Source organism: Photorhabdus sp. HUG-39 (assembly GCF_963878365.1).
In the GTDB taxonomy this organism is placed as follows: Bacteria; Pseudomonadota; Gammaproteobacteria; order Enterobacterales; family Enterobacteriaceae; genus Photorhabdus; species Photorhabdus kayaii.
This window is the reverse complement of record NZ_CAWNWY010000002.1, coordinates 209,780-224,664: the sequence shown is the minus strand read 5'-3', so window position 1 is coordinate 224,664 and position 14,885 is coordinate 209,780. Positions and strand designations below refer to the sequence as shown.

The window sequence follows — 14,885 nt, the reverse complement described above, 5'->3', positions numbered from 1 at the left end:
GTGAACCTATTACCTTCTTCTGCCACTGATTCCAGTAACTACACTCATAATCAGGCGCTAAATTGCATCGTCTATGTGGGGAAACAATTTCATAAGTCAGCTACTGTTGATCAACTTCAGCACAGCCTGGGTTTTGACTCCTTATATCTGAGTGATTTACAGCTGCGTGAAGCCGCCAACACTATTGGGCTACACAGTAAAATTGAGCAATTAACTGTCAACACAGGGCCAACATTACCCTTACCGGCATTGATTGAGCTGGAACAACAATGGTGGGTACTCATTAAAATCGAGAATGACAATGTTACCATTCTCGATCCTGTGACTGAACAAACGCAATCGCTTTCCTTATCTACATCTACGGGTAATAAAGAGAATGTATATAAGATTCTTTTAATCGCAGATCAGGAATTAACTAAAAAGCATGTCAAATTCGGCTTGAGCTGGTTTTATCCCTCCATTTTCCGGCAGAAAAATCAGATAAGAGATCTGTTTTTGTTTGCCATAGTTCTCCAGTTATTTGCCCTGACCAGTCCGATCTTATTTGAAAACATCATCGATAAGGTATTAGTAGGACGAAGTTTATCTAGCCTGCATGTATTAGGTATAGCCATGCTAGCTATCGCCCTTGCCGAACCCTTGTATAGCTTTATGCGCAACACCGTGTTTGGGCACATGGCAAGCCAGATAAATTCTGAGCTCTCCGGCCGACTGTATCGTCATCTGGCAGGATTGCCGCTGCAATATTTTAAGCAACGGCAAACAGGGCAGATCATTGCCAGAGTCAGAGAGATGTCTCAAATCCGCCAGTTTCTGACAGGTTCTACCCTGATGCTGTTGCTGGATTTAATTTTCGTCATCATGTTTATTGGCATCATGTTTTATTACGCCTGGATACTAACCTGGATTGTTATTGGCTCACTTTTTGTTTACTTCGTATTCTGGGTAATCGCCGGGCCGGTTATTCGCCGCAAAGTAGAAGCAGAATATGAAACCGATGCAAATGCAACAAGCTTTCTGACTGAAGCCGTCACTGGGATTGAAACCATCAAAACCACCGCGACTGAAAACCGTTTCTTACATCAGTGGCAACGTATTCTCAGCCAGCAGTTGACTAAAAGCTTCGCGGCACAGAAAAGCGGTTTAATCGCAGGACAGGGAATCGATTTTGTCCAGAAATTTACCGCCGCGATCCTCCTATGGTGGGGGGTGACAGAAGTCTTACGCGGTGAACTGACTCCGGGGCAACTTATCGCCTTCAATATGCTGGCCGGACATGTCACGCAACCTATCCTCCGGCTCGCACAGGTTTGGCAGGATTTTCAGCATACGTTAATCGCCTTGAAACGTGTGGGGGATATTCTCGATGAGCCAATGGAAAACAGTAAACAGGGATTAGCTTCTGTACCTGAGCTGGAAGGCCAAATTGAATTCAAAAATATTCGCTTCCGCTACCATGACGACACGCCAGAAGTTCTGGCGAACCTGTCATTATTGATAAAATCGGGTCAATTTATTGGTATAACTGGACCGTCCGGTTCAGGTAAAAGTACTCTCACCCGTTTGCTACAAAGGTTGTACATACCTCAACATGGACAAGTTTTGATTGATGGCATGGATTTGGCTATTGCTGATCCCGTCTCTTTACGCCGCAATATGAGTGTTGTGCTCCAGGAAAGTATCCTGTTTTCTGGCAGTATCACCGATAACATTCGGCTGTGTAAGCCCAACGCAACAGATGCAGAAGTCTATCGTGCCGCTGAGTTAGCGGGGGCCATTGAATTTATTCAATCCTTCCCTCACGGTTTTGCGCATCCAGTTGGGGAAAAAGGAGTCAATCTTTCAGGTGGTCAAAGACAGAGAATCGCATTAGCAAGAGCGCTCCTGGTCAACCCAACTATTCTGATCCTTGATGAAGCCACCTCAGCATTGGACTATGAATCCGAAGCGGCAATCATGGCAAATATGGACGAAATATGCCGTAACAGAACAGTGATCAGCATTGCTCATAGGCTCAATACAATTCGCCACGCGGATAAAATCTGTGTGTTAGATCAGGGACAAATTATCGAATTTGGCTCGCATGACCAATTGCTCCAGCAAGGCGGCTTATACGCGCATCTGTGGCATCAACAAGTTGGCGAAAATTAAATGACAATTCAGCCAACTCTAAACAAAGACGGAATAAGTTTTGGCTGAAATTATTTTTTATTTTACTTATTTGTTCAAAAAAAATAATTCAATGTAATTAACTTATTTAAATTGTTACAATAAGTTATTAAGATGTTAGGCAATGAAATATCTTGATACATCTTAATTTTTAAGTTGGAGAATTCTTATGGACAGGAATCCAGTTTCTTTAAGCGTGTTAGTATTTTCAGGAGGATCTCTGACTTCTATTACTGGCCCAATAGAAATTTTAACCACTGCTGCTCGTTTAGCCGGAGCGCCGGAGCCAGAAATCAATATTGTCACACAGGATAATCAGGATGCTGTCGGGATGGGGGGTATTCGGCTAAAACCTAATAAACTCATAGGAGAAATAAAACAAACAGATATTGTCCTGGTGGGTTCAATTGGGGCCCCTTATTGCGATTTCGATCTTTGTACTCAAGAAACCTTAGATTGGCTCCAGATGATGGGAGAAAAAAATGTTCCTATCGTCTCCGTTTGTACAGGTTCTTTTATACTGGCTAAAGCTAATTTACTCAATAACCGCAAAGCCACCACACACTGGCTATTTACCAAATTATTCAAGGACATGTTTCCGCAAGTACAGTTACATTCAGAAATAAAAGTCACCAGCGATAACAATATTTTTTGTACTTCTGGCACCTATGAATACAACGATGTCATGATGCATATTATTGAACAGATATATGGTCAAAATACTAGGGAAACCTGTAGTCAGTTCATATTTGGTCATAATATGGAAGGTCTCCCCTCTCATACTCTCGCAAGTTTTGTACCCTATCGCCAACATTCAGATACATTAATCCACAAACTACAAGACTGGATGCATTCTGCCCCATCAGACAGATTATCAGTTGGCAATTTGGCCGATAAAATTCATCTGTGTGAAAGACAGATGAAGCGGCGCTTTAAGACTGCAACCGGCCAGACACCTATTCAATATATCCAACAGATTCGACTATCTCTGGCGAAATGCCGGTTGGAAAAATCGAATAAGACCATAGAAGAAATCAGCCATGAAGTTGGCTATGAAGATACTCGCTATTTCAGAGAGTTATTCAAGAAACTTAATGGGTTAACACCAATAGAGTACCGTAGAAAATACCAACACCGCTAAAACGGAAACTCAACCACAATCCTTTACAGATAAGCAATGACGCCGTTTTTATCTTTGTCAGGCAGTAGCGATACACTAGAAGCTGGGGTATCATGGCGTGCTATATTTTATGGTATACGCCCTTTACTAATTGAATTTATGGCAAAAGAACAAATGGATCGCACCACTCTGGATTTGTTCGCAAATGAACGCAGACCGGGGCGCCCAAAAACCAACCCACTTTCCAGGGATGAACAACTCAGAGTCAACAAGCGTAACCAACTTCGCCGTGATAAGGTGCGCGGTCTGCGTCGTGTGGAGCTGAAAATAAATGCTGATGCAGTAGATGCGCTTAACTTTCTTGCACAGCAACGCAACATCAGCCGCAGTGAACTCATCGAGCAAATTTTGCTGGCCCAGTTAGCAGAAAGTAACATCACGACTTGATAGCATTGAAGGCACGAAATCACACAAATTTGACAGAATTGTCCTGACTGTTTAGTCAGAATAGGATTTTGTTTTTTTATTAATACAATCAGAACCTTTTCTACTGATTTTTAACATTTTATACGTATATCTCATACAGAAATACACAAATAAAACAAGAGGTTATATTATCCTATGGCAATTATAGGTATATTTTTTGGCAGCGATACCGGCAACACAGAAAATATTGCCAAAAAGATCCAAAAAATTCTGGGTTCCGACATTGCAGAAGTTCATGATATTGCCAAGAGCAGCAAAGAAGATATCGAACAGTTCGATATTCTGCTGCTCGGCATCCCGACCTGGTACTACGGTGAAGCACAGTGTGACTGGGATGATTTCTTTCCTACTCTGGAAGAGATCGATTTTGAAGGGAAGTTGGTCGCCCTTTTTGGTTGTGGTGATCAGGAAGATTACGCGGAATATTTCTGCGATGCTATGGGAACTATCCGTGACATTATTGAACCCCGCGGCGCCATTATTGTTGGTCATTGGTCAACCGAGGGCTATCACTTCGAAGAATCAAAAGGTCTGGCTGATGATAGCCATTTTATTGGGCTTGCTATTGATGAAGACCGCCAACCAGAATTAACAGAAGAGCGTGTTAATGCCTGGACTAAACAGATCTACGAAGAGCTGAGTTTGTCAGAAATTCTTGCAGGATAGCGGCCTATCCCAGTAAGCGTAATTGGTGCAGGCCATTTCTTATCAATAGTGAACCCACGGTAGGTTGAGAAGTGACTCGCTTCACTCGCCCTGTGGGATCGCATTCAAAGGCTATTACTTTTGTCAGAACACTGCTTAAATCCGCTTTTTATTACGAAGAATGGCAAAAAACAGCCTAAGCATGATAAATAGTAAGGTTATTCCTGCGTTTTATAAACGATTATTCTGGCAAAATGTGTAATGAAAGTTAAGGTTAACGTGGTTTTCATTTTCATTAGCCATGCCTATAATCATAATCTGATAACTAACTGGTACTTTTTGAAGTATCACTAAGTTCACTTTACTGAGTAACAGGACTGAATCCGCATGACCGACAACAATAAGGCATTAAAAGATGCTGGACTTAAAGTTACACTTCCTCGTCTGAAAATATTGGAAGTGTTACAGGAGCCTGAATACCACCATGTCAGTGCGGAAGATCTCTACAAGAAACTGATTGATAACGGTGAAGAGATTGGACTTGCTACTGTCTACCGCGTGTTGAATCAGTTTGATGATGCCGGTATTGTCACCCGCCATAACTTTGAGGGTGGCAAATCGGTTTTTGAACTCACTCAACAACACCACCACGACCATTTAATCTGCCTGGACTGTGGTAAGGTCATTGAATTCAGTGACAAATATATCGAAAAACGCCAGAAGAACATTGCTGACCGTTATGGGATTAAGCTTTCAAACCACAGTCTTTATTTATATGGTCACTGCTCTGCCGGTAATTGCCGCGAAGATAGTAGCGCACATGACGAGAAATAATTCACGCCTGAACCACTAATTTTTTATCTACCTAGAGAGGAGAGAGGAACCCATCAGGGTTCCCCTCTTGCTACAACATTATCATGCCTTTACGTTATCAATTCGACTATAACGTTTACCATCCGGGCTGACAGAACGGATCAACACATCACCCCTCACTCTTGGACGTTTATGGTTATTATAAACTTCCCAGTGACGACCGCCATCCGTCGAATACTGGATTACCAACCCAGGCAGAGCAACATTAGCCCGCAAAATGCCACGTTTTACCTTAGCCCCCGGCACCGGTAGACGGTAAGCAATGCCGGCTTTATCCAGTTTACTAAGCTCACGTTGCCCTATCAGGTTAGCGAACCGGGTCCAGTCACGATTAAGCGCATCTATATCGACTTTATACGTTTCTCCACGCTGATATACCTGGCCCGGAACATAATCCAGCTCCCAACTGGCCCGGTGCCATGCCCGTTCCGCCAGCGGTAACAAGCGCGGATAAATCATATATTCCATCTGTTCATCAGTCCGAACCGTTTCACTCCATCCTTGACCTGAAAGCCCATAAGCGCCCGGCCACGGTTTATCACTTTTCGCACGGAATGCATTACCATCACGGTCAACGGAAGTTTCAGCATTTTGAGGTATGTTATTGGGTGCAAAACTAAAGATCTTAGCTTCATCGTTAAAACGAGCCGCCCAATAATAGCCACGCTCCTGTGGATGAACTTCATATGGCATATCCAGATAAATATAATCTGGGCTAGATATCACCACTTCATAGCCCTTATTCGCCCAATCATTGACTGAATCAAAGCCGCCATCGTAGAGAGCGTCCCAGAAATTCACCCCAACGCGTTTGGTGGCAAAATCTTTAGCGCTGCCAACATGTTTAAAACCATCCTGCCACGCCTGCATCCTTTCGATGCCATTAGCATTCACAATTTTGCTCACTTCAATTGCAAAGTCGCTGGCAAGATGATCAATGTCTTTCACAACCCCCTGTTCTATCAACTTCTGACAAATCTGAGACTTAGCCCATGGTTTATCTTCCGCATTTTTATCAATAATGCCCTTACCCGGTACGATAGGACCATTTTTATCCTGGAATCCGTCTCCCAAACGGATATTCTTCGCTTCATCTCCCCCGAAATGCCAAGTCTCCAATGGTGAGCCTGCTGCTTTATGCATAGCGGCAATTTCACCAATGACTTTCTCAACAAACCGTTTTGAAGAATCCATACACGGGTTCAAATAACTGCGACGATCATAGAGCTGAACAGATGTTGCTCTGGTGGTATCTGTTGGGTCCAGCAAACGATATTCATTCGCCCCTTTCACATTTCCCTGAGCGATTAATTTCTTATAGCGGGCTTCCATAGAAACAACAGCGGCACGAGCATGGGCTGGCATATCAATTTCAGGAATAACGTCGATATAACGGGCTTTGGCATATTTCAAAATATCAATGTAATCTTGACGGCTGAAATATCCGCTACCCATGTTGTTATCGGGGCCTGAACCCAGTTGTGGTAACAAACATTTAGTTTCACTTAAATCATGACACCGCTGGCTGCCAACTTCCGTCAACTCAGGTAATCCAGGAATTTCCAAACGCCAACCTTCATCATCAGACAGATGAATATGGAATTTATTCAGCTTGTAACTTGCCATTTGGTCGAGCAAACGCAGAACAGCCTGTTTACTGTGGAAATTACGCCCTACATCAAGGAGAACCCCACGATACTCAAAGCGGGGCGCATCTTTTGCCGTCAAAGTAGCAATCTTCCTATCGCCATCAACAGGAATTAATGACAACAGAGATTGAAGACCGTAAAACACTCCTGATTGGTCAAAAGCAACAATTTGTGCCCCATGTTGGGTAATATTTAGACGGTAAGCTCCTTTAACCTGCAAATCACCAGTAAAATCTGAAGAGACAATCTGGGTCGCAACGAGATAGCCACTATTCTCTAATTTAATTCCTTGATCAGTAAAACGTTTTCTGACAAGAATAACTGCCTCGTCATTTAAACCACCTAATTCCAGCCTTACCCCGCCAGATAAATCAGCATCCCCGGTAAAAATCTGAACCTCTTTTGGTGTCGGGATAATTTGCCCACGCAACTTTTTTGATCCAACCTTTTTGACCTGCAAATTCTTCATATAACGATTTTCAGGTGTCATCAAAATATTGTTATCTGTCTGTGTGCGTTTCCATTGATCACCGGTGAAAGCAGATAAGAATTGACTTAGATCTTCTGTATCTGTACTAACAAGCACTTTAGGTTTCGCATCACCCGACGTTGCATACCAGCGAGGTAGAAAATCAGTGCTGTAAATCTGCCAGTATTCTCCAATAAACGGCAGTTTTACCTGCTCATTAGCTTTAATACCGGTGAATTTTTCGGTCGGCTCCAGTCTATGTAAATCGCCCGTGATACGCGTGACTTTGAACTGTTCATTATCTACGCTCAGGACTTGGCGAATACTATGGAAATAAATCGCCCAGTCAACAGAGTCAATCGCCTGATTACCATTGGTTAAAGTAATATCCACTCGATTACATTTAGCCCAGTCAGCCCCCAACACTGCGCAGTTAACACCGTGATCTCCCGCCTGATTATCAATGACCTTATAATTAACTTTTAATTGACTCAGTGCATCAACCACTTGCTGCGCTGTTTGGGAAGCATACACAGAACCCATAAGTCCAACTGTTGCAGTCAGTGCTGCTAATGTATGCAATTTAAATTTCTTCATTATTACCTCTTTCAAACACAAACGTTATGTAAGGTAAGCCGCTGCCCAGAAGCACTAAGAACAGCAACAATGAGCCATGAGAAGACAATAAACGGCATGATGACGTTGAATTTAATCGCTTTCTCGTTTTGGAAAAAAATACCAATCTTTACGCCATATATAACCATAAAATTACTGCCAAAAATGTAAATCGATTTATAAAATAAAAAACATTACATTAAGAAATAAAATTAAAATCATCTAATCGACATCTATAAAGATTATTTTTCGCACCACAAATTATCAATAGTGAAAAAAGGATTTTTTTGTAAAACATGACAGAGAACACATTAAAAAGGAACGAGATAAAAGTTATATACCTCATTGATATAAAAATGTAAAATAATACAAAAACGAAAGATTAACAATATAAAAAACATACTGGAAAATAGATTGACTAATACAAATGCTTTCCAACTAAAATAGATATAAAATTATTTACCAATGATAATATTTAAAAAAATAAACTACCAATTGTGATTTGTTTTTCTATTATAGAGAATCATTAAATGATCAGAGTTTAACTGAATAAAAAATTCAATCATTGAGATGCAATTAATATATATAAACCACCGGGATACTGCTAATAACCTCTATCCCGGTGAAATCATTATCTGTTTTTAAATACAAATCTATAAAACCTACACTTACTTAAATTCAAAGCTCTTCACGAACAGCAAGACCTAAGTTTTGCAACATTGGCGCATTCTCACATGCAATATAGAATACTTCATCAATAGCACCACTATTAACATGTTGATGCCATGCCCATACAGGAATATAGATCGCATCACCGGCTTTCCATGAAATATGTTGTTCACCAATGAGTGAATACCCCTCCCCATTAACGATATATATTATGGTTTCATAACTATGTCTGTGTTTACGGGTCGATTGTCCAGGTTGTAACCCTCCCAGAGTCATACTGAGAACTTTACTGGGTAAATTAACCATAGCCACTTTATGGCGCCTTTCATTTGAGAAATTCAAATCTTGACTCACTTCAGAGTTCAATACATTTTCATGAATCAATTGAGTAGGCTTATCTTCAATTAACTCTCCGGGAACTTTACCAAAGTCTCCAGATGAGAAAAACGTTTTTTTCACTATAATTACCTCTAATATTGTAGTTTATTGTAAAATTTGTATTTTTTAACCATCTTGAAATAATACTCAACATATTTTATCTTAGTTATCATTTCTGCCTATCTTCTCTAATTATCTTAACAATACCATGTCATATGTCCGTAATTTCTAACAAACGCACAAGAAGTGCCATCAAAATTACCGATAAGTTTTTTTATAATATTAACTGCATCATTCTGCGTAATAACAGTGGTGGTTGAACTATATTATCGTTCTATACCCGTTATCCTTCAAGTTGCCTCTTTGTTGGCTGCACTCACTCACCCCGGTCACATAGTTATCTATGCTCCCGGGGATTCGTTCCCTTGCCGTCGCGATGCATCTTGAAATCCATAGGGTATAGATATTACCAAAAGGGCTGTTACCTGCCATAAAAACATCCGCCTTAACCATCATATTGTGATCCCTATTTCATTAGCGTTAATATCTTCATCCCAGAAAATCATCCCTTTACTTACCTACCGACAATTTTATCCAATATTGAACCTATGTTGCTAGGAACCCTATCACCTCTCCAGGCAATATATTGGTCAGGACGCACTAAAAGGAGCCTAGTTTGATATAATTGCCAAGCATCATGGCCGGGAAGATCAATAATCTTGACCGGAATTTTACGTTGATGTGCCTGAGCTAATAATTCAGATATATCGGGAAAATGCGATCCTACCCGAAGCAAGCTAAATCCAGTGCCTAAAATATCGAACAGAGATACCCTGGTGCCAGGAATAGGTGTGAGCCATAAGTGCGGCAATCTCCCTCCGGGTACACTACTTGGTTTATAATTAAGCCAATCATCATCCGGTACGGGATCGCTATTAATAATATGAGGAGAACTATCATATCGGGCACCAAGTTCCACTCCGATAGAAGTAAATTGACAGCGAAAATGACTTAGCTCAGTATTAATCTTTTCACGCGCCAGCTCACCCGCATAATCCGCATCTTCCAAATTTGCAGGCACATATAGTGATGCTGTCTGCTGGGTATAAGAACGAGCAACGGCAGTATTTCTCCATGCAATTGGACGACGCTCGCTTTCATAAGAATCCATTAACGCATTACCTGCCCAACCATTTATAGACGCAACAATTTTCCAAGCTAAATTGCTAGCATCGTCGATCCCCGTATGCATGCCAAAACCACCGGTGGGAGCAAATAAGTGAATAGAATCTCCTGCTAAATATACCCTACCCTCAGAATATTTATCAGCAACGAGAGCAACACCGCCTTTCCATATCGTATTGCCAAGGACTAATACCTCAATATCTGAACCTATTCCTGCCTGAGCTATGCGAACGACTTCCAAATCATCGATAACTTTCCCATCCTTACTCTGGGTCACAAATAAAAAATCATCTTCACCGTCCAGGCAGATAAATAACATATTTTCCCTAGGTGAGACAATATTATACATCCAGGATTTTTTGTCTCGTAATAATCCCTGGTGAATTCCGGGAACACGGATATAACTGGAAACCATTCCACCCGTTAGAAAACCTGCCTTAGCTTCAACGGTTCCTTCGTAAACTATACCAAGTTTAGATCGAACAAAGCTCTGTCCGCCATCACACCCAACCATATATGCTGCTTGCCAGACTTCATCAGCATACTTTCCATCAATATGCTCCGCATAAAGTTTTACTTCATCTTTATATTGGATAAAATCTTTAACGCGCCAGCCATATCTTATTATGATATTTGGACGACTCTTTGCATGTTGTAGTAGAAACCTTTCAACATACATTTGATTTGCACGTATTATTGGTTCTGGAACGGAATTTGTCGAAGCCGCATTTTCGCACATAGACATTTTCTCCATTTCCGACGGTAACGTAATCCGTGCAAGCTCCCATCCATTAAACTTAGTAAAATATGATACGTCCAAAGGGAACTCTTTTGGCACACCTAATGACCGAATAGGCTGAGATATACCTACACGACGAAAATGCTCCATAATACGGGCACTATGGGTACTGCCTTTAGGTTGCCATCGGGTCTCTTCCTCCAAATTAAAGATAACGGAACGAACACCATATAAATCCAGGAATAAAGCCAACATTAGACCAACGGGTCCACCACCAACGATAGCAACTGGTAATACAGAAATATTTTCCGAAGTCAAAATATACTCTCCTTAATAATGATTAATAACAATAAATATTTCATACCAAATATATTAATTAAAAAATTTATATATCTGCGAATTATTTCCTTTTCCTCTCTCCTCATATAAAACAAAATAGTTATAGCCATGCTCTATGCATCATTCACTAAACACCGTTTCATTTCCCTGGCGGTTAAGCTCCACAACTCTTTTTCCTGAGTAATTGTGATACTTTCTCATTTCTTTAAGGAAACGCTTATATATTATATATTGTGTTTCGTCAAACACATGATAAGTTTCCCTTTTAAAAGAGTCACTTTCAAGAATAAATAAAAAATTAAAGTTCAAAAAAAACAACATCAAATTTTTCACTATTTTTTAATATTTAAAATAAATCGCCATATTTAACAGAAACGAGTTCATTTACCTTATATCACACTATACTAAACAAGGTATTCTTTATCGTTTCCTTAATATAATAAACAATAATCTGATAATTCCTCTCTCATGCTGTCATAAAAACAATAACTCTTACGCCGTAGCTTAATTCCAAAAAAGAGGTATCCTAAATTCTTAGTAAAAATACCGGTGGACTGAAAGTAAGTTGGTGGGAACACATCTTTGTGAATGTTAAAGAACCACTCCATGCGTTCAAACTCAGAGACATCGGGAGATTCAGCAAGAATTAATCTTTTTATAGCTGCGATAACAGTATTTTCATAAAAACCTCCATTCACAATATTTTACCTTCTCCATAATCAACTCTAATTACTGGATGTATAATTAGCAATTTTTAAAATCCTATCAGGAAATTCTTTATTTCTTTCATATTTATCGAGAATTTTAGGAGAAATATCACTTACTTAAGTTTCAAAACTTTACCTATTGCCATCGAGGAAATTTGACCGAAACTATTCACAACAACGACATATTCTCTAATATAGTATTTATTCTCGACCTTTTCCAATATTAGCTGAATAATTTATTGTCCAACAATATTTACATCTAAATTTAACTTTCCATTCAATAGAATCAATAATTACTAATTTCGTTTTTTTATTTTTGACATCATACGAGTTCAATCCAATAATTATTCCATTATATATGATTACGATCATTGGTATTGCTTATTTTGCCAAAAATATACCCACCAACACTTTATGCAGATATTTCATCACCAGAAACTATATCAAGTACCTTTACTGTACATGTCATTATGCACACAAAGTATCTCAATCACACTCGGATAAAAGCATCGTTACGTCTATGTTTATCCTGATATTGTTTTGATATAGTTCATTAAGCATCCCAATGCGAAAACGCACCATTTCTTCACCAACCGCAATAACATCCCCCCTTCGGTAAGGTTTCTCTTCAATCATTCGATCAATAATTTTTCTCATCGCAATCGCATGATCTTCATCCTCTTCAACATGGATTCTAAAGAAATGTAATGCATCATTAGGTGCCTTTATTAATTGCAAGGCATCTAAAATTGGGCCATAAACCAAAGGTACGATCGCTTCAGCACCTAAACACAGTGCCGCAAGCCCTCTTAGAGAATCATCACTGCGGCAGTGGCGAAACATGGCATCAATCAGTTGTTGAGTACTGTTAAGAATCGGGTCACTTTTAGGAACAGCGTTAATAGCCGCCATCGCTTTTTTATATAACTCTGCATGAGATATCTTTGCTGCATCGGTTCCTGTTAGCTCTTCCAACAGATTATGAGAAAGCAGAATAAAATCTTTTTGATCTGCTAAACCTCCCATCAATGAACACAAATAACGGGTGAAATATTGTGAATAGTAATGGTGCTGGATCATAAACTTTCTTAATAAATTCTGGTCCGCCTGACCAGAGCGGCAAGCGACCAAAAATACATTCGAATTGAGTTCCTCCAATAACACCTTAGAGAAAACGTCTTCCCATAGTGGAGATAAAAAGTAACCGGTTTCTTCTTTAAGCTCGTTTTGAGTATTGATAGTGAGTTCCATAATAAACCCTTTTAGTAACATTCAACCGATGGAATAGATGATATACCCGTCATCTTTCAAATTGCCTCTTTGTTGGCTGCACTCACTCACCCCAGTCACATGGTTATCTATGCTCCCGGGGATTCGCTCCCTTGCCGTCGCGATCCATCTTGAAATCCATTGGGTATATACAAGCTTCTCAAGCCAAAAATATTAGTTCTATGTTTATGCAACCCTATCAATCTATTAACAGAGATTGATCTGTAAAGCCGTAGGTAAGTTAATGACCCAACTCAATTCTACTGTGCTTCCATTATGTACTGTATTCAAAGGGATAAACGCAGCAATAAGACAAGCAGTCAGGACAAGTGAAATTTTATTTACACTCGATCCTATGTCTATTTTGGTTTTCATGGCCATTTGAATTTTCAGCCTTGAATCTGTGTGGCTTTCCGCTATATAGCAGCTAAAGCAAGATAAATTCTATTTCATACTACAGATTCGCTAATAGTGGATAAATAGACCTACAATCACTTCTGAAGTGACTTTCTTGTCACCAATCGCAACCTAAAAAAACCCAGGAGGCCCAAGTGAATAATTTGAGTGGATTCATAATCTTCATTCATGTCGCCGAAGCTCGTAGCTTCGCAACCGCAGCCAGGCAACTCGGACTCTCTCCTTCGTCCGTTAGCAAAAGCATATCCCGATTAGAAGAAAAATTAGGTGTACGTCTGCTCCAGCGCAGCACTCGTAGTGTCAGTTTGACGGCTGAAGGCACACTGTTCCTTGAGCGCTGCAAACGCATCTTGGACGAGATTTCCACTGCGGAAAATGAGCTATTAAGCTCTATCTCTGCCCCTCAAGGCCGCCTGCGAGTGAGTTTGCCATTGCTCAGTAACCTGATGTTACCCGTATTATCTGCTTTTGCGACTTGTTACCCACAGATAGAACTGGAGCTGGATTTTAGTGATCGATTAGTTGATGTTATCGATGAAGGCTTCGACGCCGTGGTTCGCACTGGAGAACTCAACGATTCACGACTGATGAATAAACGTATAGGGTCCAGCCATTTCGTCTATGTTGGTGCTCCAAGCTACTTTGCTCAACATGGTAAGCCATCACACCCCGGAGAGTTACTACACCACGCCTGCTTGATACATCGTTTTCCCACTACCGGCCTTTTAGAGAAATGGCCGCTGTGCTTAGGAAGATCCGAAATAGACATACATCTTCAAGCAAAGATAACCAGCAATCATGTCGAAACACTGCTACACATGGCGATTCAAGGCCACGGCATAGCCTGTTTGCCTGATTTTACCGTTAAACAAGCATTAGCTAACGGTACATTGTTAACAATCTTGGATAAGTGGGCGGGTACTTCAAGCACCTTCCGTGTTCTCTGGCCATCTAACCGTTGGGTATTACCTAAAGTCAGAGCTTTTGTCGATTTCATGGCAGATAATTTATTCCCAAAAGAGAAATAAAATATTTATCAAGAAATTGATTATATTAGGTAATTAAATATAAATGACATAATTAATCTCTTTAACTTTATTCTGTAATTCTGATACCTCGTTTATCCATGACTCAATCTTCTCTAGTAATGATAAAT

At 40.2% G+C, this 14,885-nt stretch carries 12 protein-coding genes; 6 read left to right on the top strand and 6 right to left on the bottom strand.

The window, feature by feature from the left end; translation table 11 throughout:
* The 5 genes from AAC155_RS02805 (at position 1) to fur (ending at position 5,254) form a co-directional block, all read left to right on the top strand.
* A complete protein-coding gene (locus AAC155_RS02805) occupies positions 1–2,151 on the top strand; it encodes a type I secretion system permease/ATPase (RefSeq protein WP_113040942.1) in 2,151 nt (716 codons plus the stop codon).
* 187 nt (positions 2,152–2,338) lie between these two features.
* Positions 2,339–3,310 carry a GlxA family transcriptional regulator gene (locus tag AAC155_RS02800; protein ID WP_113040941.1) on the top strand — a complete coding sequence of 324 codons (972 nt, stop codon included), beginning with the start codon at positions 2,339–2,341 and terminating at the stop codon, positions 3,308–3,310.
* Positions 3,311–3,448: 138 nt separating this feature from the next.
* The gene (gene ybfE / locus AAC155_RS02795) at positions 3,449–3,736 is read left to right on the top strand and encodes a LexA regulated protein (protein ID WP_049583800.1); all 288 of its coding nucleotides are present in this window, start codon (positions 3,449–3,451) and stop codon (positions 3,734–3,736) included.
* 174 nt (positions 3,737–3,910) lie between these two features.
* On the top strand, positions 3,911–4,441 hold the full coding sequence (gene fldA, locus AAC155_RS02790) for a flavodoxin FldA (protein WP_112878100.1): 531 nt from the start codon (positions 3,911–3,913) through the stop codon (positions 4,439–4,441).
* 366 nt (positions 4,442–4,807) lie between these two features.
* A complete protein-coding gene (gene fur / locus AAC155_RS02785) occupies positions 4,808–5,254 on the top strand; it encodes a ferric iron uptake transcriptional regulator (RefSeq protein WP_113040940.1) in 447 nt (148 codons plus the stop codon).
* An 81-nt stretch (positions 5,255–5,335) separates the two neighbouring features.
* Here the strand turns inward: fur and AAC155_RS02780 are convergent, their stop codons facing one another.
* The 6 genes from AAC155_RS02780 to AAC155_RS02755 form a co-directional block, all read right to left on the bottom strand.
* Positions 5,336–8,008, bottom strand: coding sequence for a beta-N-acetylhexosaminidase (locus tag AAC155_RS02780; RefSeq protein ID WP_113040939.1), 2,673 nt, complete (start codon positions 8,006–8,008; stop codon positions 5,336–5,338).
* Positions 8,009–8,704: 696 nt separating this feature from the next.
* Positions 8,705–9,154 carry a cupin domain-containing protein gene (locus AAC155_RS02775; RefSeq protein ID WP_113040938.1) on the bottom strand — a complete coding sequence of 150 codons (450 nt, stop codon included), beginning with the start codon at positions 9,152–9,154 and terminating at the stop codon, positions 8,705–8,707.
* A 240-nt stretch (positions 9,155–9,394) separates the two neighbouring features.
* Positions 9,395–9,589 carry a hypothetical protein gene (locus tag AAC155_RS02770; RefSeq protein WP_158536473.1) on the bottom strand — a complete coding sequence of 65 codons (195 nt, stop codon included), beginning with the start codon at positions 9,587–9,589 and terminating at the stop codon, positions 9,395–9,397.
* Positions 9,590–9,647: 58 nt separating this feature from the next.
* Positions 9,648–11,315 (bottom strand): FAD-dependent oxidoreductase, encoded by a 1,668-nt coding sequence (locus AAC155_RS02765; protein WP_158536472.1) that lies wholly within the window; start codon positions 11,313–11,315, stop codon positions 9,648–9,650.
* Positions 11,316–11,767: 452 nt separating this feature from the next.
* Positions 11,768–12,034, bottom strand: a complete 267-nt coding sequence (locus AAC155_RS02760) for a hypothetical protein (protein ID WP_113026470.1) — start codon at positions 12,032–12,034, stop codon at positions 11,768–11,770.
* 495 nt (positions 12,035–12,529) lie between these two features.
* Positions 12,530–13,294 (bottom strand): TenA family transcriptional regulator, encoded by a 765-nt coding sequence (locus tag AAC155_RS02755; RefSeq protein ID WP_158536471.1) that lies wholly within the window; start codon positions 13,292–13,294, stop codon positions 12,530–12,532.
* A 569-nt stretch (positions 13,295–13,863) separates the two neighbouring features.
* Between AAC155_RS02755 and AAC155_RS02750 the strand changes: the two genes are divergently transcribed.
* Positions 13,864–14,757, top strand: a complete 894-nt coding sequence (locus tag AAC155_RS02750; protein ID WP_113040934.1) for a LysR family transcriptional regulator — start codon at positions 13,864–13,866, stop codon at positions 14,755–14,757.
* Positions 14,758–14,885 lie beyond the last annotated feature (128 nt).

Excerpts from the sequence above, each read along its gene's own strand:
- AAC155_RS02780 (WP_113040939.1), bottom strand. The coding sequence starts at position 8,008 with ATGAAGAAATTTAAATTGCATACATTAGCAGCACTGACTGCAACAGTT.
- fur (WP_113040940.1), top strand. The coding sequence starts at position 4,808 with ATGACCGACAACAATAAGGCATTAAAAGATGCTGGACTTAAAGTTACA.
- fldA (WP_112878100.1), top strand. The coding sequence starts at position 3,911 with ATGGCAATTATAGGTATATTTTTTGGCAGCGATACCGGCAACACAGAA.
- AAC155_RS02800 (WP_113040941.1), top strand. The coding sequence starts at position 2,339 with ATGGACAGGAATCCAGTTTCTTTAAGCGTGTTAGTATTTTCAGGAGGA.
- ybfE (WP_049583800.1), top strand. The coding sequence starts at position 3,449 with ATGGCAAAAGAACAAATGGATCGCACCACTCTGGATTTGTTCGCAAAT.
- AAC155_RS02755 (WP_158536471.1), bottom strand. The coding sequence starts at position 13,294 with ATGGAACTCACTATCAATACTCAAAACGAGCTTAAAGAAGAAACCGGT.
- AAC155_RS02770 (WP_158536473.1), bottom strand. The coding sequence starts at position 9,589 with ATGATGGTTAAGGCGGATGTTTTTATGGCAGGTAACAGCCCTTTTGGT.